Below are 26,233 nucleotides of genomic sequence, written 5' to 3'. Positions count from 1 at the left end.
TCGGGAGGTCCGCCGGACCGAAGACGCCCGTCACAATCCGCAAACCAAGGCTGCCCGTTTTGGTCCGATATGGTGGTCCAGATAGTGGAATGATGCAGGTCAGGCGGCCGGGAAGTGAGACTTTTAACAAACATGACCGCGCAGTTGCTGTCGCTATAGCAACATCAGCGGGACTTTGATCATGGTGACTTATCCACAGGCCTGTGCCCGTGACGCTGAGTCGTCACAGCTGCTACCCCCGCCGGGCGGTGGGAAACGTTTGTGCTGGCACGATGGACGGCGTGACGGCGAGCATCCTGGACGGCAAGGCCACCGCGGCGGCGATCAAAGACGAGCTGAAGGCGCGCGTCGCCGTGCTCCACGACAAGGGCGTCGTCCCGGGACTGGGCACCGTCCTGGTCGGCGACGACCCCGGCTCGCACGCGTACGTGGCGGGCAAGCACCGCGACTGCGCCGAGGTCGGCATCGCCTCCCTGCGCAAGGACCTGCCCGCCGATGCCACTCAGGACCAGGTCGAGCAGGCGATCGCCGAGCTCAACGCCGACCCGGCGTGCCACGGCTACATCGTCCAGCTGCCCTTGCCCAAGGGCCTGTCCGAACAGCGAGCCCTGGAACTGATCGACCCCGACAAGGACGCCGACGGGCTGCACCCGGTCAACCTCGGCCGGCTCGTGCTCGGCTACCCGGCGCCGCTGCCCTGCACCCCGCGCGGCATCGTCGAGCTGCTACGCCGCTACGAGGTCCCGCTCAACGGCGCCGAAGTGGTGGTCGTCGGCCGGGGCACCACCGTCGGGCGCCCCCTCGGACTGCTGCTCACCCGGCGTACCGAGAACGCGACGGTGACGCTGTGCCACACCGGGACGAAGGACCTCGCCGCGCATACTCGGCGCGCCGACGTCGTCATCGTCGCCGCCGGCAACCCCGGCCTGCTCACCGCGGACATGGTGCGCCCGGGGGCCGCCGTCGTCGACGTCGGCATCACGCGGGTCGTCGGCGAGGACGGCAAGGGCCGCTACACCGGCGACGTCGCGCCCGAGGTCGCCGAGGTGGCCGGGTGGCTCGCCCCGATGCCCGGCGCGGTCGGCCCGATGACCCGGGCGATGCTCCTCGCCAACGTCGTCGAACGCGCCGAGCGCGGCTAGCCGCCGCCTCCGCTTGATCATCGCGCTATCCCGGATAACGCGGGTTATTCGAGCGCGGATAACCGCCTTATCCCGGGGTGCTGCGATGATCTTGCCGAGCGGGCCAGCACCGTCGATGGATCGCGGACCTGGCAGGGAGGGCCGCCTGGCGGCCCGACCGGTGCCCGACGGGAGCAGCGGTCTGGACCGACGCGGACCCGGGAGCTGGAGCTAGATCTTCTCTAGCGAGGCATGGCGAAGGACCAGCCACATCACCTGGTCGCCGAAGTCGACCTGGACCTGGGCGCGCGGGCCGTGTCCTTCGACCGCGAGCACCCGGCCCATGCCGTAGCGCTGGTGGTTGACCCGGTCGCCGGGCTCCAGCGACGGCACCTTGGCCAGGTCGCTCGCGGTCGCCAGGCGGGACGGGTCGATGCCCATCTTCGAGGCGATCTGGGCCGCCCGCGCGGTGCCGCCGACGAACGTCGAGGGCCGGTCGCGATCGCGTTCGCGGGAGCCTGAGCCGATGCCGCCACCCCACGAGGTGGCCGCGCTCTCGGTCCGCTCCCAGTGGGTGACCTCGGGCGGCAACTCCTCCAGGAACCGTGACGGCGGGTTGTACTGCGGCTGGCCCCAGGCTGACCGGGTCGCCGCCCGGCTCAGGAACAGGCGCTGCCGGGCGCGGGTGATCCCCACGTACGCCAGCCGCCGCTCCTCCTCGAGTTCGGCCACCTCGTTGAGGCTGCGCATGTGGGGGAAGACGCCGTCCTCCAGGCCCGTCAGGAAGACCACCGGGAATTCGAGCCCCTTCGCGGTGTGGAGCGTCATCAGCGTGACGACGCCCTGGTGATCGGGGTCGTCGCTGGGGACCTGATCGGCGTCGGCGACCAGGGCGACCTGCTCCAGGAAGCCGTCGAGCGTGGCCGGCTCCTCGGCGTCGGCGGCGCGTTCGGTGTACTCCCGGGCGACGCTGACGAGTTCCTGCAGGTTCTCGACCCGGCCTTCGTCCTGCGGGTCGAGGCTGCCCTCCAGCTCGGTGAGGTAACCGGAACCGGTCAGCACCAGCTCAAGGACTTCTTCCGGCGGAGCCGATCGGGCCTTGTCCCGGGCGTCGTCCATGAGCTGGACGAACTCGCGGATCGCGTTCGCCGCCCGGGTCGAGATGCCGGGCGCCTCGGAGGCCCGCCGCAACGCGGAGCCGAACGAGACGCGATCGCGGTTGGCGAGGGCCTCCACGCAAGCCTCGGCTCGATCGCCGATCCCCCGCCGCGGCGTGTTGAGGATCCGGCGTACTGAGACGGTGTCGTCCTCATTGGTCACGGCGCGCAGGTATGCCAGCGCGTCCTTGACCTCTTTGCGCTCATAGAACCGGACCCCGCCGACGACCTTGTAGGGCAGGCCGAACCGGATGAAGACTTCCTCGAACACCCGGGACTGGGCGTTGGTCCGGTAGAACACCGCGACGTCACCGGGCCGCGCCTCGCCCTTGTCGGTCAGCGCGTCGATCTGCCGGGCCACCCAGTCGGCCTCGGCGTGTTCGGAGTCGGCGACGTAGCCGACGATCTTCTCGCCTTCGCCCTGGTCGGACCACAGCCGCTTGGGTTTGCGGCCCGAGTTGCGATCGATCACGGCGTTGGCCGCGGTCAGGATGGTCTGCGTCGACCGGTAGTTCTGCTCCAGCAGGATCGTGCGCGCCTGGGGATAGTCGCGCTCGAACTCGAGGATATTGCGGATGGTCGCGCCACGGAAGGCGTAGATGGACTGGTCGGCGTCGCCCACGACGCACAGCTCGCCGGTCTCCCCCACCAGCTCCTTGACCAGCTGGTACTGCGCGTGGTTGGTGTCCTGGTACTCGTCGACCAGGACGTGCCGGAACCGACGCCGGTATTTGTCGGTCACCTCCGGCTTGCTCTGGAGCAAGTGGACGGTCCGCATGATGAGGTCGTCGAAGTCCATCGCCTGCGCCTCGGCCAGCCGCCGCTGATACAGCGTGTACGCCTCGGCGAGCACGCGCTCGTGCGGACCGGCCGGCTGGAAGGACTCCGGGTCGATCAGCTCGTTCTTCAGGTTGCTCACCTGGGTGACCAGCGATCGCGGCGGATAGCGCTTCGGGTCGAGGTCCAGCTCCCGGGCCACCATCGTCATGAGCCGGCGCGAGTCGTCGGTGTCGTAGATGGTGAAGCTGCTCTTGAGCCCGGCCGCCTCGTGCTCGGCCCGCAGGATGCGGACGCACGCCGAGTGGAAGGTGCTCACCCACATGAGCCGGGCGCGGCTGCCGACGACGGCGGCCACGCGCTCCTTCAGCTCACCGGCGGCCTTGTTGGTGAAGGTGATCGCCAGGATCTCGCCCGGATGCACGTCGCGCGCGGCCAGCAGGTAGGCGATCCGCTGAGTCAGCACCCGGGTCTTGCCCGACCCGGCCCCGGCCACGATGAGCAGCGGCGACCCCGAATGGGTGACCGCCTCCCGCTGCGGCGGGTTGAGCCCGGCCAGCAGCTCCTCGGCGGACGGCCGCGGTCGCCGGGACTTCTCCTCGGGCCGGCTCGACCTGCCCTCCGGCTGGGCCGGCCGGTTATCCGGCTGAGCGGCGGGCCCCCGAGCGGCCGAGGCGCCGTCGGAGTTGCCACCGTTGGCGGGCGGCTGGGCAGGGAGGTCGAATAGCGCGTGCATCGGGGATGAAGTCTATGTCCGACCACTGACATCGGCGAAAGGCCGCACGCCGGAGCCGTTCCCAGCCCGCTGTCAGAAATTCACACCAAGCGCTCTGGTGCCGTCGTGGCACAACCGCGAAGATGAGGCGACAAACCCCCGACTCCGGAGGCTTCCCATGTCTTCAACCCGCCGACCCAGCCGATTCGCGCTGGTCCGGCTCTCCGCCGTGCCGGCACTGGCGCTCGCGGTGGTGCTCGCACTACCGCTGGCCGACGCCGGGCGTACCGACCAGGCGGGCGCGAGCGGCTGGACCCCGCTCAGCCCGGTCTCGGTCACCTACGACAAGGTGCCGCCGGGCCAGACCGCGCACGGCAACCTGCTGGCGTTCAACGACTTCCACGGGGCGATCGACCCGCCCACCGGGAGCGGCGGCCTGATCAACGGCACCCCGGCGGGCGGTGTCGAATTCCTCACGACCTGGGTGAAGAACCTGCGTGCCGAGGCCGAGGCCTCCGGCGAGCGCTCGCTCACCGTCGCGGCCGGCGACCTCATCGGCGCCAGCCCGCTGGTCAGCGCCGGCTTCCACGACGAGCCCACCGTGGAGCTGATGGACAACCTCGGGCTGAACGTCGCCTCGGTCGGCAACCACGAGTTCGACGAGGGCACCGACGAGCTGCTGCGTATGCAGAACGGCGGCTGCCACCCGGTGGACGGCTGCCTCGACGGCGACGGCTTCGCCGGGGCCGAGTACGAGTACCTCGCGGCCAACGCGATCGTCAAGGACACCGGCAAGTCGCTGCTGCCCTCGGTCACGGTCAAGACCTTCCAGGGCGTACGCGTCGGCTTCGTCGGCATGACGCTGCAGAACACCGCCGGCATCGTCGACCCGGCCGGCATCTCCACGATCGAGTTCAAGAACGAGGTGGAGACGGCCAACAAGCAGGCGGCGCTGCTGCAGCGGGCCGGCGTACAGGCGATCGTCCTGCTCATCCACGAGGGCGGTCAGCAGAACGCGCCCGCGCCGCTGGACGTCTCCGGCTGCGCCGCGTTCGCGGGTGCCATCACCCCCATCGTCGCCGGGCTCGACCCCGCCTTCGGGCTGGTCGTCTCGGGGCACACGCACCGCTACTACTCCTGCGCGCTGCCGAACTCGGCCGGTACGCCGATCGCGGTGACCAGCGCCGGCAGCAACGGTCAGCTCGTCACCGACATCTCGTTCACGCTGGACAAGAAGACCGACCAGTTCACCTCGGTCGAGGCGCACAACGTGATCGTGGAGAACGGCGTACGCAACGCCGACGGCTCGTGGCAGTTCGACTCCAGCGGCGTACCGGTGCGTAACGAGGCGATGAAGGACGCGACCGCGAAGGCGATCGCCGACAAGTACCGGGAGAAGATCAAGCCGATCGCCAACAAGGTCGTCGGCAAGATCACGGCCGACATCACGCGTACCGCCGTGGCCAGCGGGGAGAGCCCGATGGGCGACGTCATCGCGGACGCGCAGCTCGCGTACACGCAGTCGGCCGGGGCGCAGATCGCCCTGATGAACCCCGGTGGCGTCCGCGAGGGCCTGGTGTACGCGGCCTCCGTCGGCGGCGAGGCGCCGGGTGACATCACCTACGGCGAGTGCTTCACCGTTCAGCCGTTCAACAACACGCTGGTCACCAAGACGATGACCGGCGACGAACTCCGCTGGGCGCTGGAGCAGCAGTTCACCGGGTTCGAGGGCCAGAGCTCGACCAAGATCCTGCAGGTGAGCAGCGGCTTCACCTACACGTACTCGGCGAGCGCGGCCCTCGGGAGCAAGATCTCGAACCTCGCCCTCAACGGGACGCCGATCGACCCGGCCGCCACGTACCGGGTCACGATGAACGGCTTCCTCGACGGCGGCGGCGACTTCACGGCGTACAACCCGGACGGGACGGTCAAGAACCCGAGCCGGCTCAACGTGGGCACCGACAAGATCGTGCACCCGGGCTTCGACATCGACGCCCTGGTCGCGTACTTCGCCGCGAGCAGCCCGGTGGCTCCGGGGCCGGTCAACCGGATCACCCGAGTCGCCTGACTCTCACATCGTGGTCGGGCCTGGTGACGGGCCCGGCCACCGTGGCATAGTGGTCGAGTGCTTCAGCAGGTGCGATTTTATTTTTACGGCTCCGGGAGTCCCGCTGCCGTAGGTCGCGCCTGAGCGCATACCGACCGACGAAAGCCCCGGGCTCCACGAGCCCGGGGCTTTTCGCTGCCCAGGGCCGAAACCGGACACCGACCCAAGGAGAGACGATGACCACGACGGCCCTGACCGGCACGAACGACGGACTCAACGGCACCGGTGCGCGCGAGGAAGGCGCAGCCGAACAGATCATCGATCTGCGCGCGCGGATCGACGAGATCGATGCCGCGCTGATCTCGCTCTGGAAGGAGCGGGCCGCGATCTCCCAGCGGGTCGGGGCGACCCGGGTCGCCTCCGGCGGCACGCGCTTGGTGCTCTCCCGCGAGCGGGAGATCCTCGACCGGTTCCGCAACGAGCTCGGTGCGGACGGTACGCAGCTGGCCCTGCTGATCCTGCGGGCCGGCCGAGGTGCGCTGGGGACCAGCGCGGCCGCCGAGTAGGGATCAGACCAGTCTGCGGTCGGCCGCCCAACGGGACAGCTCGTACCGGTTGGACATCTGAAGCTTTCGGAGGACGTTGCTGACGTGCGTCTCGACCGTCTTGATCGAGATGTACAGCTCCTTGGCGATCTCCTTGTAGGCGTATCCCCGGGCGAGCAGCCGCAGCACCTCCCGTTCCCGGTTGGTGAGCTGGTCCAGCTCGGGGTCGGCCAGCGAGGCGTCGGGGCGGGCGGCGAAGGCGTCCAGGACGAATCCGGCCAGCCGCGGGCTGAACACGGCGTCGCCGTCGGCGACCCGGCGAATGGCGGCGGCCAGCTCGTCCGGGGAGATCGTCTTCGTGACGTAGCCCCGGGCCCCGGCCCGGATGAGGCCGATGACGTCCTCGGCGGCGTCGGAGACGCTCAGGGCGAGGAAACGCACCTGCGGGTACGCCCGCCGGGTGGCCTCCAGCACGGCGCGCCCGCCGCCTTCGGGCATGTGGACGTCGAGCAGGACGACGTCCGGCTGGTGCGCGGCGATGGCCGAGATCGCCTCGGGGACGGTCGCGGCCTCCCCGATGACGTCCACGTGGACGCCCAGCTCGGCGCGTACGCCCGCCCGGAACATCGCGTGGTCGTCGACGAGGAAGACCCGCAGCCGCCGTGGCTCGGACTCGGTCGGTACGGGCTGGGTGGTATCGCCGCTCATCAGGCTTTCTCCTTGCTGGTGCCGATCGGCAGGTGCAGACGCACCTCGGTGCCCTCGCCCGGCTCGCTGCGGATCTCCGCCCGGCCGCCGTGGCGTTGCATCCGGCCGACGATGGAGCCTCTCACGCCGTGCCGGTTGTCGTCGATTGTGGACATCTCGAATCCGACGCCGCGGTCGCGGACGAACACGCTCATCTCGTCCGGCTCGACCTCGGCGTACAACGAGACTGTGCCGACCTTGGCGTGCCGGGCGGCGTTGACCAACGCCTCGCGTGTCGCGGCCACCAGGGCCCGGATGCGATCGTCCACCATGCAGTCGCCGACCACGACCGTCTCGACGGCGATGGCGAAGGTGTCCTCCACTTCGGCCGCCGCCTCCTCGACCGCGGCCGCGAAGTACTCCTCGGCCGACCCCATGGGCTTGTAGAGCCAGTTCCGCAGCGACCGCTCCTGCCCACGGGCGAGCCGGGTGACGGTGGCCTGGTCGGCCGCGTTGCGCTGGATGAGGGCCAGGGTGTGCAGGACCTGGTCGTGCACCATCGCGGCCAGTTCCGCCCGCTCCTGCTCGCGGATGCGGCCTTCCTTCTCCGCCCGCAACGCGGTCGCCGTCCGCCACAGGGTCGGCGCGGCGACCACCCCGACGCCGGTCAGCGCGATGAGCGCGAAGACGACGGCGAACGCCACGACCGACAGGCTCGGCCCTTCGACCGGTGAGTACAGGGTGACCAGGCCGATGATCCCGACCGCCACCAGCAGACCGCCGCCGAGCAGGCTGAGCACGAAGACGGGCCGGCGGTCGCCGCCGAGCAGCCCGCTGAGCTTCGTCAACCGGCCCGGCTCGGCCTGGTGCCAGATCAGGCCGCCGCCGAGGACGACGAGCGCCAGCAGCCAGCCGGCCGCCAAGGAGATCCCGTCGCCGCCGAACAGCAGCATCATCACGACGAGGATGCCGAAGCCGAGGATCGCGTACGGGATGGTCTTGACCAGGTCACGGCGGACCGGGACATCGCTGTCCTCGTCGCGCATGACCGCCCAGTAGACCGCGTAGAGCACCGCGCCGAGCCCGTGCGCTGCGAGCAGCACGAGGAAGGCCACCCGAATGGCGGCGACCGGCACCCGGACGTGCTCGGCGATGCCGCCGGCCACGCCGGCGACCATGCGGTCCGAGCGGCTGCGGCGCAGCGGCGGGTACGCGGTGGTGGTGGTCACCTGACGATCGTCACATGCCCGCTGCGCGCCGACGACCCTACGCGACCCTGATTCTGTTGTGAGCTGGATTATCAGGGTGGGCTCAGGGTCGGCGCCGGAGGTCTCTGGGGCCGGTCCGGCCGCAGGATGGTGACATGACCGAGTTCGACGACGCCCAGCGAGCGCCGAAGCCGCCCGCGGAGAGCGACTCGCCTCCGCCGGAGGCCCCGGACGCGAGCACACCGCCGCCCGGTGCGGAGACCCCGCCGGGCGCCGCGGACGCGACCACACCACCACCGCCGGGGCCGCAGACGCCGCCGCCCGGCTACCAGCCTCCCCCACCGGGCGCGTTCGCCGCCCGCTACGGGCTCGTCCGGCCGCGTACCGGCCGTTATCTGGCCGGCGTCAGCGGTGCGGTGGCACGGGCCACCAACACCGACCCGGTGCTCTGGCGCGTCCTGTTCGTCGTGCTCGCCTTCTTCGGCGGGTTCGGCCTGCTGGCGTACATCGTGCTCTGGCTCGGCACGCCGGCCGACGGGGACACCGCGTCGCCGGTCGAGGCGGTGTTCGGCCGGGGACGGTCCAGCACCTCCTCGGCGCTGACCGTGATCGCCGGAGCCGTGACGCTGCTGATCTTCCTGGGCACCCTGGACGACCGGCCCTGGCCCGTCCTGTGGTTCCTGCTGATCGCGGCGGCCATCGTCTTCGTCGTCTACTCCCAGCGCAATCGCGGCACGGCCCGGCCGGTCGCACCGCCGGACCCGGCCACGTCGGCGACCACGCCGCCACCGGCCGGCTCCACCGCCGCGCACTTTCCCGCGTACGCCCCGTCGAACGCGGTGACCGAGCCGATCCCGCCCGTGGCGCCGGCTCCGCCGACCGCGCCGGGGTACCAGCCCGCGTTCGCCCCGCACGGGCCGTTCGTGAACGTCCCGCCGCCTCCGCCACTGAAGCCGCTCAAGCCTCCGAAACCGCCGAAGGAGCAGTCGCGGCTCGGTTCGCTGATCTTCTCCTCCGCCTTGGTGGTGCTCGGCGTCATGGGGCTGCTCGACGTGGCGAACGTGGTGGACGTCAGCGCCGCCGCGTACGTGGCGGCCGTCCTGGCCGTCGTCGGTCTCGGCCTCGTCATCGGGGCCTGGCTCGGCCGCGCCCGGGGCTGGATCTTCATCGGGCTCGGCCTGGTGCTCGCGCTGAGCGTCACGTCGGTCGGCCGGGACGACTGGCCGACGGACGAGCGCAACGGCGGGGGCGACATCACCTGGGCGCCGCCCACGCTGGCCGCGCTCCGGGGCGACTACGACCACCGGGCGGGCAGCGCAACCCTGGATCTGCGGGATCTGGACTTCACCGGGCAGGAGCGCACCGTCCGGGTCAAGATCCAGGCGGGCAACCTCCGAGTGCTGCTGCCCGAGAACGTCGACGTCAACGCGGTGGCCGACGTACGCCTCGGCAGCGCGACGATTCTCGACCGCAACGCCAACGGCGTACGCATCAACGACTTCACCGTCACGGACCTCGGCTCCGACGGTGCGGGCGGCGGCAAGCTGAACCTGGAACTCGACGTGAGCCTGAGCGACGCGGAGGTGTCCCGATGAAGAAGCACCCGCTCGACCTGCTGTCGCTCATCTTCGGCCTGGTCTTCCTGCTGATCGCCGGGCTCTGGACGGTGCACCGCACGGTGGACGTCGACCTGCCGCCGGCCGGCTGGTTCGTCGCCGGGGGCCTGATCCTGGTCGGGCTGCTCGGCATCGGCTCGATCGTCCGCGGGGTGCTGCGCGGCGATCGGACCGCGGTGGAATCCGAGCACGGCGGCGCCGACACTCAGCCGCCTGTTCAGGGATAACCGCGAATCCCAAGGGGGGATGCGCAGGGCGCCGGTGGGGGGTCTCCGGCGCCCTGCGCGCGTCTGCGCCCCGCCTCGCTCGGCATGATCATTGCGCCGACGCGGTTGTTGGGGCGGACATTTCGCGCCATGAAACAGCATGGCTGGCGCAATGATCACGCGTCCAAGGCGCGAGAGCGAAGCCGGACCCGCCAGCGTGAGCGCGTGTCGGCCCCGGCGCATATGCTGAGCCCCGTACGCGCCGATGACGAAGGTGGAGTCAACTCATGTCGCAGGCATCGCTCGGCCCCCTCGGCCAGGTCCGCATCGGGGAGCGCGCCGCCCGCACGCTCACCGCCGAGCTGCAGCGCCACCCCGGACCGAAGACCGCCCTGATCGTGGGGGCCGGCCCGGACTCGCTGGTGCTCGGTGAGGCGCTCGACGCCCTCCAGCCCGACGACCAGCTGACCATCGTCGGCGGCGACCAGGCGGCCGCGCTGCGGGCCTACATCGCCTCGCTCGACACCGAGATCGCGGAGGCCTGCACCGTCGTCCAGACCCCGACCGAGGCGTCCCCGGCCGAGATCGTCATCGTCGCCGAGCCCGTCGTGGGCGCGGCCGAGGACGCCCGGCTGACCGTCGAGAGCCTGACCAAGCTGGTCGCCGAGGGCGGCATCCTCGTGCTGGCCGTCGTGGCCGTGCCCGGGGTCGCCGGCGGCGCGGCCGACGAGCTGGACCGCCGCTCGGCGCAGTTCGGCGTCGGCACCGACCTCGTCCTGCTCAACACGCCACCGGTCCGGGTCCACAAACTGCGCTTCTCCGAGGCCGACGCGACCGTGGCGGCCGGGCTCGCGCCCGCGTTCCGGACTTCGAGCGTGCCGCTGACCAGCACGATGCACATCGACTCCAACGGCGTCGCCGCCGCGGGCATCGCGCTCGGCCTGGCCGCCGCCCTGCGGACGATCCGCCCCAAGTCCAAGGCGTGGCTGCTTCCGGCGCTCGCCGCCGCTCCGGTGGCCGCGTTCTTCCGTGACCCGCATCGGCACATTCCGGCCGATCCGGCCGCCGTCGTCGCCGCCAGCGACGGCAAGGTGCTGTCGGTCGAGCGCCTCTACGACGAGCGGTTCGCCGACGAGGAGTTCCTGCGCATCGCGGTTTTCCTGTCCGTGCTCGACGTGCACGTCAACCGCTCGCCGGTGGCCGGCAAGGTCGTCGACTACTTCGTGGAGGACGGCGGCTACGCGGCCGCGATGAAGCCCGAGGCCGAACACAACGTCGCGGCCTACACCGTGCTCGAGGACGCGCTCGGCCACGGCAAGGTCGTGATCGCGCAGCGTACGGGGCTGATCGCCCGGCGCATCGTGCAGCGGGCTCCGGTCGGCGCGCTGCTGGCCAAGGGCGAGCGGTTCGGCCTCATCCGGTTCGGCTCGCGTACCGACGTCTATCTGCCCGCGTCGGCGGCGGAGGCCGTGGTCGTCCCGGGTGACCGGGTGGTCGGCGCCGAGACGGTCATCGCCCGCTGGCTCTAAGACAACGGCAAACGGCGCGCCTGGGCTCCAGGCGCGCCGTTTGCTGACGCTCTTCTAGGCTCGCGCGTGCTTTCGCTGATACGCCCAGAGCAGCGGCCCGCTCAGCAGGTAGGCCAGCACGACCAGGCCGAAGGTGAGCCGCGGATTGAGCAGTGCGCCGAAGATGGGCAGCAGGAGCAGCCACGGCGGCAGCCGGAAGACCTTGACGAGTTTGGCGTAGGGGAAGCTAGAGACCATCGCGATCGCGATGAGCGCGACTCCGGCGACCATCACCGAACCAGGCAGGCCCAGGCCGAGCAGGACGCTGAGGGCGAGCACGGCCGCCGCCATCGTCGTCGGCACACCGCAGAAGAAGCGGCCGTCCTTCGGCGAGACGTTGAACCGGGCGAGCCGGACCGCGGCGCACGCGGCGACCAGCGCGCACGTGCCGATCAGTACGCCGGTCGGCACCTCACCGCGCAGGGCGGCGTAGACGACCACCGGCGCGGCGATGCCGAAGCTCGTCATGTCGCCGAGCGAGTCCATCTGCACCCCGAACGGGCTCGCGACGCCGAACTTGCGCGCCAGCGCGCCGTCGAGGCCGTCGAACGTGATGCAGGCGAGCAGGCAGGCCGCGCCGAGTCGGGGGTCCGCTCCGGCCACCGCCAGCATGATCGCCGTCATGCCCAGCAGCAGACTGGCGAGCGTGCAGCCCTGAACCACGGCGAACTTGACCCGGCGGGCGACGGTGCGGTCGCCGGGCAGCAGTGGGATGGGCGCGGGCGGGTTGGCTGGGGGCGCCTCGACGGTCGCGACTGACTGCACTCCTGGCGGCTCGGCGTAAACGCCTCCCCGGCTCGCGGGGCTGACCGGGGCAAGCGCCTCGATCTGAGCCAGGCTCCTCGGGTCGAGGTCCGGCAGCCGCATGGCGCTCGGCACAGGGGCGTCGATGACCGGTGTCGCACCGCGTTGACGACCCACCCGGACCAGCAGCATCTGCCGGGCGAAACTGCCGCCCTGACGCAGGCGGCCGGCCCATTGCCGCCCTTGCGGGCGTGGGCTGTCCGTCGTACGGCGCCGACGCCAGATGGCTCTCGGCACGTGTCCCTCCATCGCCGAACGGTTCCTCTCCGCCGCCTCGACGGCCGCTCGGCTGTGCGGTACACGATCGCACATCCGGACGCGGCTTGGCGATACCCATCGAGCGCTCAAGCCGCAGGTTCGGCCGAATCGTCGAGGATATCTCGCATCCAAGGGGGCATAACTGCTGGTAGATCAACTACAGAAGGTGACCAGCTTGTATCTTTCGGACATCAACTCTACCCGAAGCCGTCCACCAGCCTCTGCTGCCGACGTCACAGCCGGCGCATCGCCCGCCGGGTGAGATCGGTGATCGTCAGCGTCGCGACCTCGGCTGGAGCGAACCAGCCCGACTGCGCAGTCGACCCGCCGGCATCCTCGGTGACCGTCGCTGATGTGGGCGAACTCACCGAACCGCGGAACACCGACCGGACCGAGAACCAATCCATCGGCACGCCCTCCGGCCCCATCGCGGCCGGATTGTGGAAGAACGAGACATCGAGCAGGTCGCCGACCTGCGCCTGCTGCCCGGTCTCCTCGAAGACCTCCCGGACCAGGGCCTGCGTCGGCTGCTCGCCGAAGTCGGTGCCGCCGCCGGGCAGGTGCCAGCGCCCTTCGCCGGGGTAGCCGCGGGCGATCTGACTCAGCAGCACCCGCCCGTCCCCGTCGGTGATCAACCCGTACGCCGCGAACCGCCGGACCCGGTTGGCCGGCTCCTCCGGATCGACGAACGGGCGGCTCCGCTGGTTGACCTCGATCCCCAGATCGCGCCCGAGCAGGACCCGGGCGGCGAACGGAACCAGCTCCACGTCCTCGGGGACGATCCAGTCGGCCAACTCCCCGTCCTCCGGGGTCAGCGTCCCGCCGACGATCTTCACGTCGAAGACCAGCCGATCATGATGCTGGAGTACGCCGAGCTGCGGAAACTCGATCAGATCGGCCGACACGTCGCGTACGCCGACGACCTCGACGTCGAATCCGGTCTCCTCCTGGAACTCCCGGATCACCGCCGCGCGCGGGTCCTCGGCGTGATCGAGGCCGCCCCCGGGAAGGTGCCATCGTGGGGTGGGTCCGGCCGACCCGGAGACGAGCAGGACTCGCCCCTGCTCGTCGCGTACGACCCCGTATGCCCCGATTCTCCGACGCTTCTCCACGGCTTCACCGTAGCGGCACCCGGCGACGCACTGGGACCGCTGTAGGTGGCCCTGGGGTAAACGCTTCCAAGCATCGGATGCTGCGAATCTGCTCAGCATGTGGAATCGGACATCTTGTCAGGATCTTCGCCTGGCGGGAGAATGATTCTCTGTGACTACCGACGTCGAGCTCTCCCTTGACGGGGCCGGCGACCGGCTTGCCCCGGTACGCCGGATCGCCGCGTACGCCGTGGTGAGCCGCGAGGACGCGGCGCAGCCCGGACGGCAGGAGATCCTCCTGGTCCGCAACTCCGACCGGTCGGGTACGCCCGGCGTCTGGTCCCTCCCCGGTGGCGCCGTCGACCACGGTGAGCACCCCAACGACACGGCGATCCGCGAGACGGCGGCCGAGACGGGCCTCTCGATCTCCCTGACCGGCCTCCGCGACGTCCTCGCCGACCTCCGGGCACTGCCCCATCGCGGCGTCACGCTGCACACGGATCGGCTCATCTATTCGGGTCGAGTTCGCGGCGGCGCCCTGCGCGAGCGCCGCGACCAGTCCACCGATCTGGTGCGCTGGGTCTCCCTGGCGGAGGCGGGCCGCCTGTTGCTGCGCCCGTTCACGGCCAACGCCCTCGGCCTGCCCGCCGGCGAGGTCGATCTGCGGCCGGACGAGGTCCCCGACTTCCCGAGTTTCCACATCGAGGAGGGGCACGACGGACTGCATCGGACGCAGCGCTTCGCGGCGTACGCCGTCGCCACCGACCAGCGCGACCGGGTGCTGCTGACCCGGGTCTCGCCCGGCTACCCCGGCGAGGGGCGCTGGCACCTGCCCGGCGGCGGCACCGACTTCGGCGAGCAGCCCGCGCACGCGTTGATCCGGGAACTCCTGGAGGAGACGGGGCAGGACGGACGGCTCGGCGGTCTCTTGGGCGTCGCGAGCCACCGCGACCCCGCCTCTCTCGGCCCGGAGGGCTTCCCGATCGACTGGCACGGCGTCCGGGCCTTCTACCGCGTCATGGTCGACGAGGCCACCACCCCGACCGTCCACGACAAAGGCGGCTCCACCTCCGGCGCCTACTGGCTGGACCGCGACAAGGTCATGTCCCTGGGACCCGAGGAGATGACCGAGGTCACCGCGGACGCGCTCAAGGCCGCGGAGCTCTAGCCGCTGGTCCACGGACGTGACGGCGGCTGACTGCACTCCTGGCGGCTCGCCGCAAGCGCCTCGCCGGCGGGAGGGACGGTCGGAACCCCCACGGGCATCCGACCAAATCCCTTAAAAGATCACTCCCATTCGATGGTGCCTGGGGGCTTGCTGGTCACGTCGAGGACTACTCGGTTCACCTCTCGGACCTCGTTCGTGATGCGGGTCGAGATCTTGGCGATCACGTCGTACGGGAGCCGTGACCAGTCCGCCGTCATGGCGTCCTCACTGGACACCGGCCGGAGCACCACCGGGTGGCCGTAGGTGCGCCCGTCTCCCTGTACGCCCACCGACCGCACGTCCGCCAGGAGCACGACCGGGAACTGCCAGACGTCCCGGTCGAGCCCGGCGGCGGTCAGTTCCTCGCGACCGATCTTGTCGGCGGCGCGCAGGATGTCGAGGCGCTCGCGGTCGACCGCGCCGATGATGCGGATGGCCAGGCCCGGCCCGGGGAACGGGTGCCGCCAGACCATCTCCTCGGGCAGGCCGAGGGTGGCGCCCAGCGCGCGGACCTCGTCCTTGAACAGCGTCCGCAGCGGTTCGACGAGCTTGAACTGGAGGTCGTCGGGGAGGCCGCCGACGTTGTGGTGCGACTTGATGTTGGCGGTGCCGGTGCCGCCGCCGGACTCCACGACGTCCGGGTAGAGCGTGCCCTGCACCAGGAACTGGACGTCGCCGGCAGAGGCGATCTCGCGGGCGGCGGCCTCGAAGACCCGGATGAACTCCCGACCGATGATCTTGCGCTTCTCCTCGGGATCGGTGACCCCGGCCAGCGCGGTCAGGAAGCGCTCCGAGGCGTCGACAACCTTCAGCTTGATGCCGGTCGCGGCGACGTAGTCCCGCTCGACCTGCTCGGCCTCACCCGCGCGGAGCAGCCCGTGGTCGACGAAGACGCAGGTGAGCTGGTCGCCGACGGCCTTGTGGACGAGCGCGGCGGCCACCGCCGAGTCGACGCCGCCGGACAGCCCGCAGATCACCTCGGCCGAGCCGACCTGTGCCTGGATAGCCGCGACCTGGTCGTCGATGATGTTGCCCATGGTCCAGGTGGGCTCGATCTTGGCGATGTCGTAGAGGAACCGCTCCAGCATCTTCTGGCCGTGCGGCGTGTGCCCGACCTCGGGGTGGAACTGCACTCCGGCAAAGCCCTGGGCGACGTGCTCGAACGCGGCCACCGGCGCGCCCGCCGAGGTGGCGGTCACGGTGAAGCCCTGGGGCGCCTCGGAAACGGAGTCGCCGTGGCTCATCCAGACGTTCTGCTCGGCCGGCAGACCGACCATCAACGCGCTCTCGCCCGCGAGGCGGAGCGGCGTACCGCCGAACTCCCGGCGGCCGGTGTGCGCCACCGTGCCGCCGAGGGCCTGTGCCATCGCCTGGAAGCCGTAGCAGATGCCGAAAACCGGCACACCCGCGTCGAAGAGCTTCGCGTCGATCTGCGGCGCGCCCGGCTCGTAGACGCTCGACGGCCCGCCGGACAGGATGATCGCGGCCGGGTCCTTGGCCAGCATCTCGGCGATCGGCATCGAATGCGGGACGATCTCGGAGTAGACCTTCGCCTCGCGGACTCGGCGGGCAATGAGCTGGGCGTACTGGGCTCCGAAGTCCACCACGAGGACCGGGCGCGGCGTCGTCATGCGACAACCCTATCGTGCGGGCCGGTCGCCCCTGCTCAGCGGCGGCTGTCGGGACGCCGACGTCACACTGCGCGCAACGCCGCCGGGGCGCCGGCTGGGACGGCCGGGTGAACGGGGACGACGGGCTCGATCCGGGCGTAGGCCGCGCCCAGCGGCGGCCGCGGATCGGCCTCGCCCTTGTTCGGCCAGAACGAGAAGGCCCGCTCGGCCTGCGCGGTGATCGTCAGCGAGGGGTTCACCCCCAGGTTCGCGGTGACTGCGGCACCGTCGACGACGTGCAGGCCGTCGTGGCCGAAGATCCGGTGGTACGCGTCCACGACGCCGTCGTCCGGGCTGGCCCCGATCGCCGCCCCGCCCAGGATGTGTGCCGTCATCGGGACGTTGAACGCCTCCGGCACCGAGCCACCCGGAATCCCGCCGATCTCCTCGGCGAGGAGGCGTACCGCCTGATTCCCGGCCGGGATCCAGGTCGGGTTCGGTTCCCCGTGGCCGTGGCGAGCACGCAGCGACCGCCGCTGCCACACCGTCGCGAGCGAGTTGTCGAGAGACTGCATGACGAGCGCGATGATCGTGCGCTCCGACCAGCGGCGTACGAGGATCATCTGCGCGGTCGTCAGCGGCTGGCGCAGCATCGTCCCCAGCCAGCGCAGCGGCCGCCGGGGACCACCGTCGACCAGGAGACTCTGGAGCAGCCCCATCGCGTTGGAACCCTTGCCGTAGCGGACCGGTTCGATGTGCGTACGCGAGTCGGGGTGGAACGAGCTGGTGATGGCCACGCCCTCGCTGTAGTCGACGCCGCCGCGTTTGAAGTCGCCCAGCGGCATCGCCGCGCCGAGCAGCGCCTCCGAGTTGGTCCGCGTCAGTTCGCCGATACGCGGGGACAATCCCGGCAGGTCGCCGGAGTGGCGGGCGGCGTGCAGGAGCCGTTGGGTGCCGAGCGCGCCGGCCGCGAAGACGACCTGATCGGCCTCGAGCACGCCACCGCCGATCGCGCGGGCGCGCTTGCGGAACCGGGCGTTCGTCCGGGCCACCTCGATCCGGTAGCCGCCGCCGGGCTTCGGGGTCACCCGAGTCGCCGTCGTGTACGCGTACACCTGCGCCCCGAGCTGCTCGGCGAGGTAGAGGTAATTCTTCATCAAGGTGTTCTTGGCACCGTGCCGGCACCCGGTCATGCACTGTCCACAGTGCAGACACCCGCTCCGGTCCGGCCCTACGCCGCCGAAGTAGGGGTCGGCCACCTTCTCCCCCGGCCGGCCCAGGTGCACGCCGACCGGCGTCAGCCGGAACGACCGGCCGACCCCCATCCGCTCCGCGACCTTCTTCATCGCCTCGTCCGGCGGGGTCATCCGGTCGTAGGTCACCACGCCCAGCATCCGTTCGGCCTGGTCGTAGTGCGGCTCCAGCTCGTCGGCCCAGTCCGTGATGCCCCGCCACTGCGGGTCGGCGTAGAAGTCGGGCAGCGGGCGGTACAGCGTGTTGGCGTACACGAGGCTGCCGCCGCCGACGCCGGCCCCGGAGAGCACCATCACCCCGGCGCTCTTTTGCCCCTTGGCCGGGCGCAGCAAAGTGATCCGCTGGATGCCGTAACAGCCGAGCGCGGGCGCCCAGAGATAGCGACGGAGTCGCCAACTGGTCTTGGCGAAGTCCGCGTCGGCGAAGCGGCGGCCCGCCTCCAGCACCGCGACCGAGTAGCCCTTCTCGGCCAGGCGCAGCGCGGCCACGCTCCCGCCGAACCCGGAGCCGATGACGACGACGTCGAACCTCATCAGCGAATTATTACCGCGCAGTAACGTGCTGCGCTAGGGGTGGGCCGGCCGGTCGGCGTCGTAGAGCCAGTCCTGGAAGAGCGCCTGCAGCGACTGCCCGCTGATCCGCTCGGCGACCGCCAGGAACTCCGACGTCGTCCCGTTGCCGTCGCGCTTCTCGGCCGCCCAGGTCTTGAGGATCGAGAAGAACTTCTCGTCGCCGACCTTCAGCCGCAGCGCGTGCAACGCCATCCCGCCCCGCTGATAGACCGAGCTGCTGAAGACCTTGGTGGCGCCCGGCTCGGCCGGCGGCGTACGCCAGATCGGGCTCAGCTCGTTGCGGTACTGACGCTCGAACTGATCGGAGATCGACGGGCCGCCACTGTGCTCCTGCCACATCCACTGGGCGTACGTCGCGAAGCCCTCGTTGAGCCAGATGTCGGCCCACTGCTTCACCGAGACGCTGTCGCCGAACCACTGGTGGGCCAGCTCGTGCGCGACGACTCCGCCCTGGTCGCCGTTGTCCACCATGGACGCCGGGTAGATCGGCCGGGTCTGCGTCTCCAGGGAGAAGCCCAGCTCCGGATCGTCGACCACGATCGCGCCGTACGCCTCGAACGGGTACGCCCCGAAGTACTGCTCGAAGTAGTCGCAGATCGCCGTCGTCTTCCCCACGGCTGCGGCGACCTGGGGATCGGTGATCGAGGTGGCGATCGCGATGCGGACCGGCTTGCCGTTGTGCGTGGTCTCCACCGTCTTGAGATCGCCGACGGCGAACGTCGTCAGGTACGACGCCATCGGCGAGCCGACCGTCCAGCGCCAGGTGGTCCAGCCGCCGGACGACTCCTTCTTGGCGAGCGTGCCGTTGCTGATGACCTCCTCACCGTCGGGCACGGTGAAGCTCAACGTGTATTTCGCCTTGTCCGACGGGTGGTCGTTGACCGGGAACCAGGTGCTCGCCGACTCGGGCTCGCCCGCCATGTACTCGACGCCGTTGATCCGGCGGAAGCCGGTCTGCCCCAACGTGAGCGACGAGATCTCGCTCGGCTTTCCGGCGTACCGGACGGTCGTCGTGAAGCCGGCTCCCGCCGCGAGCGCGACCTTGGGCTGGACGACCAGCTCGTCGCCGTCCCGGCGGAAGGTCGCGGCGTCCGGGCCGACCTGGACGCTGGACACGGTGAGCCCGCGCAGGTCGAGGTTGAACTGCTGCAGCGCGGCCGTCGCCTTGGCCGTCACCGTGGCGACGCCCTCGATGCCGCCGTCGGCGGCGAGCTTGATCGCGAGATCGTAGGTCTCGACGTCGTAGCCGCCGTTGCCGTAGGTCGGGAAGTAGGGGTCGCCGATTCCGGCCGAGCCGACACCCTGCGTCACCGACTCCGGGGCGACCGGAGTCGGCATCGACGGCAGAGTGATCGGATCCTTCCCGACCGCCTGGCAGCCGGCCAAGGCGATTGCCAGCAGGCCCGTGATCGAACCAGTGAGAAGCTTGCGCCGCATGGGAGCAAAGCTATCTCAGCGGTCGAGCATCAGGCCGACCTTCTGGAACTCCTTGACGTCGCGGTAGCCGCACTTGGCCATGGCTCGCTTGAGCCCGCCGAACAGGTTCATGCGGCCGTAGGGATCGTCGGACGGGCCGTAGAGCACCTGGTCCAAGCTGCCCATCGGCTCGGCGTAGGAGCCGACGGCGCCCCGCGGCAGCTTCGGGTGGCTCGCGGACGAGTGCCACCACAGTCCGCCGGCCGGCGCCCCTTCGGCGAGAGCCAGCGGCGCGCCGAGCATCACCGAGTCCGCCCCGCAGGCGAGCGCCCGCGCGATGTCGCCGGAGGTGTGAACGTCACCGTCGGCGATGAGGTGGACGTAGCGCCCGCCGGTCTCGTCGAGGTAGTCGCGCCGGGCCGCCGCCGCGTCGGCGATCGCCGTCGCCATCGGGACCCGGATGCCGAGAACGGTGTCGCTGGTCGAGTCGTCGTCGGCGCCGACGCCCACGATCACCCCGGCCGCCCCGGTACGCATCAGGTGCAGCGCGGTCTGGTAGTTCGTGCAGCCGCCGACGATCACGGGCAGATCGAGGTCGGCGATGAACTCCTTGAGGTTCAGCGGTTCATCCACAGTGGAGACGTGCTCGGCCGAGACGATCGTGCCCTGGATGACCAGCAGGTCGACGCCGGCGTCCAGGATGACCGGGGCCAGCGCCAGGGTGTGCTGCGGCGACACCCGGACCGCCACGGTGATCCCGGCCTCCCGCATCACGCGTACGCGTTCGGTGATCAGCTCCGGCTTGATCGGCTCGGCGTAGATCTCCTGCAGCCGCGGGGTGATCGGCTCGTCGGCCTCCACCACCGTACGCAGGTCGGCGAGCAGCTTCGAGGGGTCCTCGTAGCGGGTCCACAGCCCCTCGACGTTGAGGATGCCGAGGCCGCCGAGGCGGCCCAGCTCGATCACCCGGTCGGGCGACATCGTCGCGTCGCTGGGATGCGCCGCGCACGGGATCTCGAAGCGGTACGCGTCGAGCTGCCAGGCGGTGGAGACGTCGTCGACGTCCCGGGTCCGGCGGCTCGGCACGATGGCCACGTCGTCGAGGTGATAACCGCGCTGCGCGGCCTTGCCCAGTCCGATCTCGACGGTGTCACGCATTGGCGGCCCTTCAGCGGGATTGGTAGTTCGGGGCTTCGACGGTCATCTGGATGTCGTGCGGGTGGCTCTCCTTGAGCCCCGCCGAGGTGATCCGGACGAGCTGACCACGCTTCTGCAGCTCGGCCACGCTGTCCGCGCCACAGTAGAACATGGCCTGACGCAGACCGCCCACGAGCTGGTGGGCGACGGTCGCCAACGGGCCTCGGTAGGGCACCTGGCCCTCGATGCCCTCGGGGATGAGCTTGTCGGCCTGCGTCACGTCGGCCTGGAAGTAGCGGTCCTTGGAGTAGGACTGCGCCGCCGGTCCCCGGGCCATCATCGCGCCCAGCGACCCCATGCCCCGGTACGCCTTGAACTGCTTGCCGTTGGAGTAGACGAGGTCGCCCGGCGACTCCTCGCAGCCGGCCAGCAGACCGCCGAGCATGACGGTGCTGGCCCCGGCCACGATCGCCTTGGCGATGTCGCCCGAGTACTGGATGCCGCCGTCGCCGATCACCGGCACGCCCGCCGGCCGGGCGGCGCGGGCCGCCTCCATGATCGCCGTGATCTGCGGTACGCCCACCCCGGCGACGATCCGCGTGGTGCAGATGGCGCCCGGCCCGACGCCCACCTTCACGGCGTCGACACCCGCCTCGACCAGGGCCTTGGCTCCGGCGTACGTGGCGACGTTGCCGCCGACGATGTCGACGTCGGTCTCCTTCTTGAGCCGCACGACCAGCTCGGGAACCGCCCGGTTGTGCCCGTGCGCGGTGTCCACCATGATCACGTCGACGCCGGCCTCGATCAGCGCCTTCGCCCGCTTGTAGCCGTCGTCGCCGACGCCGACCGCCGCGCCGACCCGCAGGCGGCCCGCCGAGTCCTTGGTCGACAACGGGAACTGCTCGCTCTTGGCGAAGTCCTTGACCGTGATGAGGCCGCGCAGCCGGCCGGAGTCGTCGACCAGCGGCAGCTTCTCGACCTTGTGGCGGCGCAACAGCTGCTGCGCCTCCTCCTTGGAGACGCCGACCTGCGCGGTGACCAGCGGCATGGGGGTCATGACGTCGGCCACGCGGGCCGATTTGTCGGCGACCCAGCGCATGTCGCGGTTGGTCACGATGCCGACGAGGACGCCGGTGGCGTCGATCACCGGTACGCCGGAGATCCGGTAACGGCCGCAGAGCGCGTCGACGTCGCGGATGGTGTCCTCGGGCGAGCACGTGACGGGGTTGGTGATCATGCCGGACTCGGAGCGCTTCACCAGGTCGACCTGGGCCGCCTGCTCCTCGACCGAGAGATTGCGGTGCAGTACGCCGAGGCCGCCCTGCCGGGCGAGCGCGATCGCCATCCGGGCCTCGGTCACCGTGTCCATCGCGCTGGAGACCAGCGGGATCTGGAGGGTGATGTTTCTCGTGATCTGTGTGACCGTCGTGACCTGGCTCGGAATCAGGTCCGATTCGCCCGGCACGAGCAGCACGTCGTCGAAGGTCAATCCCAGCGGAATCTCGATTGGGCCGTCGCCGGTCAGCTCCACGTAAACCCCCTCAAGCAGCGATACTCCATCCTAGCCAGCGCCGGTTCGGGCGAGGCCGGTGGGCCGCGGTGATCCAACGCTCGAACCGGCGACAGACGGGCGAGATCGAGCGGGCGACTCGACCCCGGCCGATGCCACATCACCCGCCCGTTGGCATTACGGTGAAGGTGTGCACGATGAGCCGCTCGATCCCTTCCACGGCGATCCGGCCGACCCGGCCGCCAACCTCGGCGACCCGGACGGCGACGAGTTCGACGAGCTGTCGCCGGAGGAGCGGGAAGACCTCATGGAGGACCTCGGCGAGCTGGAGGTCTTCCAGGTTCTGCTGTCTCCGCGCGGCATTCGCGGGCTCGTCATCGACTGCCAGGACTGCCAGGAACCGCACTACTTCGACTGGGACCTGCTGCGCGGCAATCTGCGTCATCTGCTCGACTCCGGCCGGCCACGCGTCCACGAGCCGGCGTACGATCCCGACCCCGATCATTACGTGAGCTGGGAGTACGCCCGCGGCTACAGCGACGCCGTGGCGGACCTCGCCGAGAACGGCTGATTGTCGTCTGCGTCCCGAAGCGCGCCTGGCGCGCTGGATCAGGCGATTTCCTGATCCAGCGCGCTGGTGAGCGCTGAGCGCGGCGTGAGGGGTTGACGCCGCGATCGACAGTTAGTTGACCAGGCCGGCGCGGAATCCGGCCGCCACGGCATGGGCCCGGTCGCGCGCGCCCAGCTTGCGGAACAACCGCCGGGCGTGGGTCTTGACCGTGTCCTCCGAGACGAACAGTTCCCGGCCGATCTCGGCGTTGCTGCGGCCGTCAGCCATGCCGCGTAGGACCTGCAGTTCCCGCTCGGTGAGGGTGGTCGAGCGGGTCGGGCGCAGCGGTGAGGGGAGCCGCGCTTCGTCCGGCAGGTCGGTGCGCTGGGCTGGGACCATGGTCGGCAGGCCGACACTGCGCGTCGCCGCGGCGGGCGCGCCGTTGGCCGGCCACCGCAGGGTTCCCGGCACTCCCGGCCCACCGTTGGTGGGACGAGCCGCCCACGCCGGATCGGGCGGGCGGGCAGCCGGTGCGGTGGCGTACCGGACGATGACGAGCAGCAGGGCTTTGGCCGCCGCGCTGACGACGTCGCCGTCGGTTCCGCCGATGAGTCCGCGCGCGCCGGCCTCGATCGCCGCCCGGGCGATCTGGGGGTCTTCGAGGCCGAAGAGCACCAGGGTGGCGCGGGGCGAGACCTGGAGCGCGCGACGGGTGAAGCCGACCGTGTCCGGCCGGGTGAGTGCCGTGTCCACCAGGATGATCTCGGCGGGCTCGGTCGTGAGCTGCGTGAGCGCGTCGTGCGCGGTCACGGCGGTACGGACGGCGGGCATGACGCCGAGCCGTTGGGCACAGGTGGCGACGCCTTGTGCCGCCTGGGCGGAGCGGACGCATACGAGGACGGTCTGCACGGTGATCCCCCTCTCCTCTATGGAGGAGACCACGAGAAACACTGATCATTACGCGGTTTCGGGGGAAAGTGTCGAAAACTCTGCCACGCGCCGCCGGGACGGGCGACCCAGGATGACCGGGACAGATGACTCCTGACAGACGAGTGTAGGAGGAGTAACGTCTTTCGTCGGCCCCCCGTGTGGGTTGGCATGTCACGGCCCAGCCATGGGTATGGCACCACTGTGCGGAAAATCGCGACGCGGCCAGCATCGGGAGGTGACCGATGACCAACGTACGTAGGCTCCCAGGTCCGATAGCGGACATCTGGGAATGGCAACACGAGGGTGCCTGTCGGGGACGAGACAGCGCGCAGTTCTTTCACCCGGACGGCGAACGCGGCTCCTCACGGGGTCGGCGGGAGTCCGCGGCGAAACAGGTGTGCCGCAATTGTCCCGTTCGCGCGGAATGCGCAGCCCACGCGCTCGTCACTCATGAGACCTACGGCGTCTGGGGCGGTTTCACCGAGACCGAACGGCTCCGGCTACAGATGATCGGCTGGAAGGACCTCGCCGACCGGCACTGCCACCGGGTGGACGTCTCCCGGCTGGAAGCCCGGCTGGTGCGAGGCATCCCTGCCCAGCGCCACTGACCCCTGCTTCATCGAAACGCTGCGTCGACAGCCCGAGGGCCCCGAGCCCTCGGGCTCGTCACGTGATGCGTACGCCGACGGAGTGCCAGCCGGTCGCGCCGTCCGGCTCGACCGAGCTGCGCCGCTCGGTCTGGGTCTCCCCCGTCGCGTCGGTCGCCCGCACCGTCAGCGTGTACTCGCCCGGCGTGGCCGACCACGGCAGCCGCCACTGCTTCCAGGTGTCCACCGAGACGGTGTCCAGCAGCTCCGCCTCCTGCCACCGGCCGGCCTCGGCCTCGGTGCTGATCTGCACCTCGACCTTGGCGATGCCCCGGTGCTGCGCCCAGGCCACTCCGGCGACGGTCAGGTCGCCGGCGTGTTTCGAACCGGTCGGCGTGTCGATCCGTGACTGCGTCTTGATCGGCGCCTGTGCGGACCAGCCGCGGCGCACCCAATAGGCGTCGAACTCGGCGAACGTGGTCAGCTCCAGCTCCGTGATCCACTTACAGGCGCTCACGTAGCCGTACAGGCCCGGCACCACCATGCGTACCGGGAAACCGTGCTCCACCGGCAGCGGCTCGCCGTTCATCCCGACCGCCAGCATCGCGTCCCGGCCGTCGAGCAACACCTGCGTCGGGGTGCCACACGTCCAGCCGTCCACCGCCCGCTGCACCACCTGGTCCGCGCCGGCGTGCGGAGCAGCCCGTTCCAACAGGCTCTTGATGGGTACGCCGAGCCAGCGCGCGTTGCCGATCAGGTCGCCGCCGACCTCGTTGGAGACGCAGGCGAGCGTCACATAACGCTCGATCATCGGCATCGCCAGCAGCTCTGCGTACGTGATCGTCAGTTCGTGGTCGACCGCGCCGTGGATGCGCAGTCTCCAGGTCTCCGGATCGACCTGCGGCACGATCAGCGACGTGTCGATCCGGTAGAACTCCCGGTTCGTCGTGACGTAGCCGGAGGGCAATGTGGACGATGCCGGGGCCGGCGAACCCGCCGGAGCGGGCAACTCGACCCGCGAACGGGCCTCCGCCACCCCACGCCGGTCGGCGAGCGCCCGCCCAGCCAGACCGGCCACCACGGCTCCGGCCGCGGTCAGTCCGGCCAGCTTCAGAAAGGTACGCCGATCGCCGCTCTCGGACTCGGGCCGCTGCTCTGTGCGTACCAGCAGATAGAGGGTGAGCGCCGCGGCCGCGCCCCCGACCACCGAGGGCAGGACCCAGGCGAGGGTGGCACCCTCCCGAGTGCCCGCCGCCACCGCACCGACCAGCGCGAACAGCGAGATCCCGAGGACGCCGAGAGCGACCGAGCGACGAGCCAGCAGGCCGATGGCGGCCGCGATCAGCAGGAGCACGACGGCCGTGCCGGTGAGCAGCGCGAGCTTGTCCTTGGTGCCGAAGACGCTGATCGCGAACTGCTTCAGCCACTCCGGCACATGGTCGATCACCCAGCCGTCCACCGCGACCAGCGGAGCACTGCGGGGGCCGGTGAAGACCGCGACCAGTTCGGCCAGGCCGACCGCGACGAGGGCGGCCGTGATCCCGGCGAGGGCGGCGCGAGTCTTCGTCATGCCCCCATTCTCGCTCCGATCCGCGGCGGCCGTCTCTTACGGAAGCCTTACCCCGAGTACGCCGAAAGGCGCCGCGGGCGAACCGCGACG

At 70.5% G+C, this 26,233-nt stretch carries 21 protein-coding genes; 9 read left to right on the top strand and 12 right to left on the bottom strand.

The annotated features are described in order from the left end of the window. Positions 1–281: 281 nt before the first annotated feature. Positions 282–1,142, top strand: coding sequence for a bifunctional methylenetetrahydrofolate dehydrogenase/methenyltetrahydrofolate cyclohydrolase (locus tag AB0H43_RS07100; protein ID WP_359997797.1), 861 nt, complete (start codon positions 282–284; stop codon positions 1,140–1,142). 210 nt (positions 1,143–1,352) lie between these two features. Here AB0H43_RS07100 and pcrA read toward each other — a convergent pair whose 3' ends face one another. Then, entirely contained in the window at positions 1,353–3,791 is a 2,439-nt protein-coding gene (gene pcrA / locus AB0H43_RS07095; RefSeq protein WP_359997794.1) for a DNA helicase PcrA, read from the bottom strand. A 157-nt stretch (positions 3,792–3,948) separates the two neighbouring features. On the opposite strand from pcrA, the gene AB0H43_RS07090 reads away from it, so the two are divergent. After that, a complete protein-coding gene (locus AB0H43_RS07090) occupies positions 3,949–5,838 on the top strand; it encodes a bifunctional metallophosphatase/5'-nucleotidase (protein ID WP_359997792.1) in 1,890 nt (629 codons plus the stop codon). A gap of 215 nt (positions 5,839–6,053) precedes the next feature. Further along, positions 6,054–6,383, top strand: coding sequence for a chorismate mutase (locus AB0H43_RS07085; RefSeq protein WP_359997789.1), 330 nt, complete (start codon positions 6,054–6,056; stop codon positions 6,381–6,383). Positions 6,384–6,386: 3 nt separating this feature from the next. Here the strand turns inward: AB0H43_RS07085 and AB0H43_RS07080 are convergent, their stop codons facing one another. Together AB0H43_RS07080 and AB0H43_RS07075 are read right to left on the bottom strand one after the other, a co-directional pair. Next, the gene (locus AB0H43_RS07080) at positions 6,387–7,070 is read right to left on the bottom strand and encodes a response regulator transcription factor (protein ID WP_359997787.1); all 684 of its coding nucleotides are present in this window, start codon (positions 7,068–7,070) and stop codon (positions 6,387–6,389) included. After that, on the bottom strand, positions 7,070–8,278 hold the full coding sequence (locus AB0H43_RS07075; RefSeq protein ID WP_359997784.1) for a PspC domain-containing protein: 1,209 nt from the start codon (positions 8,276–8,278) through the stop codon (positions 7,070–7,072). The genes AB0H43_RS07080 and AB0H43_RS07075 overlap by 1 nt, the downstream gene beginning before the upstream one ends. A gap of 134 nt (positions 8,279–8,412) precedes the next feature. Between AB0H43_RS07075 and AB0H43_RS07070 the strand changes: the two genes are divergently transcribed. From AB0H43_RS07070 to AB0H43_RS07060, 3 genes are all read left to right on the top strand, one after another. After that, a complete protein-coding gene (locus tag AB0H43_RS07070; RefSeq protein WP_359997782.1) occupies positions 8,413–9,852 on the top strand; it encodes a PspC domain-containing protein in 1,440 nt (479 codons plus the stop codon). Then, positions 9,849–10,100, top strand: coding sequence for a hypothetical protein (locus AB0H43_RS07065; protein ID WP_359997779.1), 252 nt, complete (start codon positions 9,849–9,851; stop codon positions 10,098–10,100). Before AB0H43_RS07070 ends, AB0H43_RS07065 begins: the two co-directional genes overlap by 4 nt. A 266-nt stretch (positions 10,101–10,366) precedes the next feature. Further along, entirely contained in the window at positions 10,367–11,608 is a 1,242-nt protein-coding gene (locus AB0H43_RS07060) for a phosphatidylserine decarboxylase (RefSeq protein WP_359997776.1), read from the top strand. Positions 11,609–11,662: 54 nt separating this feature from the next. Here AB0H43_RS07060 and AB0H43_RS07055 read toward each other — a convergent pair whose 3' ends face one another. Together AB0H43_RS07055 and AB0H43_RS07050 are read right to left on the bottom strand one after the other, a co-directional pair. After that, entirely contained in the window at positions 11,663–12,613 is a 951-nt protein-coding gene (locus tag AB0H43_RS07055; RefSeq protein WP_359998590.1) for a CDP-alcohol phosphatidyltransferase family protein, read from the bottom strand. Positions 12,614–12,942: 329 nt separating this feature from the next. Next, on the bottom strand, positions 12,943–13,821 hold the full coding sequence (locus tag AB0H43_RS07050; RefSeq protein ID WP_359997773.1) for an NUDIX domain-containing protein: 879 nt from the start codon (positions 13,819–13,821) through the stop codon (positions 12,943–12,945). Between the two features lie 151 nt (positions 13,822–13,972). Here AB0H43_RS07050 and AB0H43_RS07045 point away from each other — a divergent pair, with 151 nt between their 5' ends. After that, positions 13,973–14,968: an NUDIX hydrolase gene (locus tag AB0H43_RS07045; protein WP_359997770.1), complete on the top strand. Its 996-nt coding sequence runs from the start codon at positions 13,973–13,975 to the stop codon at positions 14,966–14,968. 119 nt (positions 14,969–15,087) lie between these two features. Here AB0H43_RS07045 and guaA read toward each other — a convergent pair whose 3' ends face one another. The 5 genes from guaA to guaB all read right to left on the bottom strand — a co-directional run bounded on the left by guaA (position 15,088) and on the right by guaB (position 22,527). Continuing rightward, positions 15,088–16,638, bottom strand: a complete 1,551-nt coding sequence (gene guaA / locus AB0H43_RS07040) for a glutamine-hydrolyzing GMP synthase (RefSeq protein WP_359997768.1) — start codon at positions 16,636–16,638, stop codon at positions 15,088–15,090. Between the two features lie 62 nt (positions 16,639–16,700). Beyond that, the gene (locus AB0H43_RS07035; RefSeq protein ID WP_359997765.1) at positions 16,701–18,404 is read right to left on the bottom strand and encodes a GMC family oxidoreductase; all 1,704 of its coding nucleotides are present in this window, start codon (positions 18,402–18,404) and stop codon (positions 16,701–16,703) included. 33 nt (positions 18,405–18,437) lie between these two features. Continuing rightward, complete coding sequence (locus tag AB0H43_RS07030; protein ID WP_359997762.1) at positions 18,438–19,880, bottom strand: M1 family metallopeptidase; 1,443 nt, start codon at positions 19,878–19,880, stop codon at positions 18,438–18,440. A gap of 15 nt (positions 19,881–19,895) precedes the next feature. Continuing rightward, positions 19,896–21,017 carry a GuaB3 family IMP dehydrogenase-related protein gene (locus tag AB0H43_RS07025; protein WP_359997759.1) on the bottom strand — a complete coding sequence of 374 codons (1,122 nt, stop codon included), beginning with the start codon at positions 21,015–21,017 and terminating at the stop codon, positions 19,896–19,898. Between the two features lie 10 nt (positions 21,018–21,027). Continuing rightward, positions 21,028–22,527 carry an IMP dehydrogenase gene (guaB, locus tag AB0H43_RS07020; RefSeq protein WP_359997757.1) on the bottom strand — a complete coding sequence of 500 codons (1,500 nt, stop codon included), beginning with the start codon at positions 22,525–22,527 and terminating at the stop codon, positions 21,028–21,030. A 169-nt stretch (positions 22,528–22,696) separates the two neighbouring features. Here guaB and AB0H43_RS07015 point away from each other — a divergent pair, with 169 nt between their 5' ends. Next, a complete protein-coding gene (locus AB0H43_RS07015; RefSeq protein WP_253760041.1) occupies positions 22,697–23,077 on the top strand; it encodes a DUF5319 domain-containing protein in 381 nt (126 codons plus the stop codon). 111 nt (positions 23,078–23,188) lie between these two features. Here the strand turns inward: AB0H43_RS07015 and AB0H43_RS07010 are convergent, their stop codons facing one another. Then, positions 23,189–23,965, bottom strand: a complete 777-nt coding sequence (locus AB0H43_RS07010) for a response regulator transcription factor (RefSeq protein ID WP_359997754.1) — start codon at positions 23,963–23,965, stop codon at positions 23,189–23,191. A 263-nt stretch (positions 23,966–24,228) separates the two neighbouring features. Between AB0H43_RS07010 and AB0H43_RS07005 the strand changes: the two genes are divergently transcribed. Beyond that, entirely contained in the window at positions 24,229–24,594 is a 366-nt protein-coding gene (locus AB0H43_RS07005) for a WhiB family transcriptional regulator (RefSeq protein WP_359997751.1), read from the top strand. A 58-nt stretch (positions 24,595–24,652) separates the two neighbouring features. On the opposite strand, the gene AB0H43_RS07000 is transcribed toward AB0H43_RS07005, so the two are convergent. Continuing rightward, a complete protein-coding gene (locus AB0H43_RS07000; RefSeq protein ID WP_359997748.1) occupies positions 24,653–26,143 on the bottom strand; it encodes a molybdopterin-dependent oxidoreductase in 1,491 nt (496 codons plus the stop codon). Between the last annotated feature and the right edge of the window lie 90 nt (positions 26,144–26,233).

The sequence above is a fragment of the Hamadaea sp. NPDC050747 genome (genome assembly GCF_040654195.1).
In the GTDB taxonomy this organism is placed as follows: domain Bacteria; phylum Actinomycetota; class Actinomycetes; order Mycobacteriales; family Micromonosporaceae; genus Hamadaea.
This window is presented reverse-complemented; position numbering and strand designations above follow the sequence as displayed.

What these genes read in the sequence shown, in the direction of transcription:
- AB0H43_RS07000 (WP_359997748.1), bottom strand. Translation starts at nt 26,143, where the DNA reads ATGACGAAGACTCGCGCCGCCCTCGCCGGGATCACGGCCGCCCTCGTC.
- AB0H43_RS07070 (WP_359997782.1), top strand. Translation starts at nt 8,413, where the DNA reads ATGACCGAGTTCGACGACGCCCAGCGAGCGCCGAAGCCGCCCGCGGAG.
- AB0H43_RS07060 (WP_359997776.1), top strand. Translation starts at nt 10,367, where the DNA reads ATGTCGCAGGCATCGCTCGGCCCCCTCGGCCAGGTCCGCATCGGGGAG.
- AB0H43_RS07080 (WP_359997787.1), bottom strand. Translation starts at nt 7,070, where the DNA reads ATGAGCGGCGATACCACCCAGCCCGTACCGACCGAGTCCGAGCCACGG.
- AB0H43_RS07005 (WP_359997751.1), top strand. Translation starts at nt 24,229, where the DNA reads ATGACCAACGTACGTAGGCTCCCAGGTCCGATAGCGGACATCTGGGAA.
- AB0H43_RS07065 (WP_359997779.1), top strand. Translation starts at nt 9,849, where the DNA reads ATGAAGAAGCACCCGCTCGACCTGCTGTCGCTCATCTTCGGCCTGGTC.
- AB0H43_RS07090 (WP_359997792.1), top strand. Translation starts at nt 3,949, where the DNA reads ATGTCTTCAACCCGCCGACCCAGCCGATTCGCGCTGGTCCGGCTCTCC.
- guaA (WP_359997768.1), bottom strand. Translation starts at nt 16,638, where the DNA reads ATGACGACGCCGCGCCCGGTCCTCGTGGTGGACTTCGGAGCCCAGTAC.
- AB0H43_RS07035 (WP_359997765.1), bottom strand. Translation starts at nt 18,404, where the DNA reads ATGAGGTTCGACGTCGTCGTCATCGGCTCCGGGTTCGGCGGGAGCGTG.
- AB0H43_RS07085 (WP_359997789.1), top strand. Translation starts at nt 6,054, where the DNA reads ATGACCACGACGGCCCTGACCGGCACGAACGACGGACTCAACGGCACC.
- AB0H43_RS07030 (WP_359997762.1), bottom strand. Translation starts at nt 19,880, where the DNA reads ATGCGGCGCAAGCTTCTCACTGGTTCGATCACGGGCCTGCTGGCAATC.
- AB0H43_RS07025 (WP_359997759.1), bottom strand. Translation starts at nt 21,017, where the DNA reads ATGCGTGACACCGTCGAGATCGGACTGGGCAAGGCCGCGCAGCGCGGT.
- pcrA (WP_359997794.1), bottom strand. Translation starts at nt 3,791, where the DNA reads ATGCACGCGCTATTCGACCTCCCTGCCCAGCCGCCCGCCAACGGTGGC.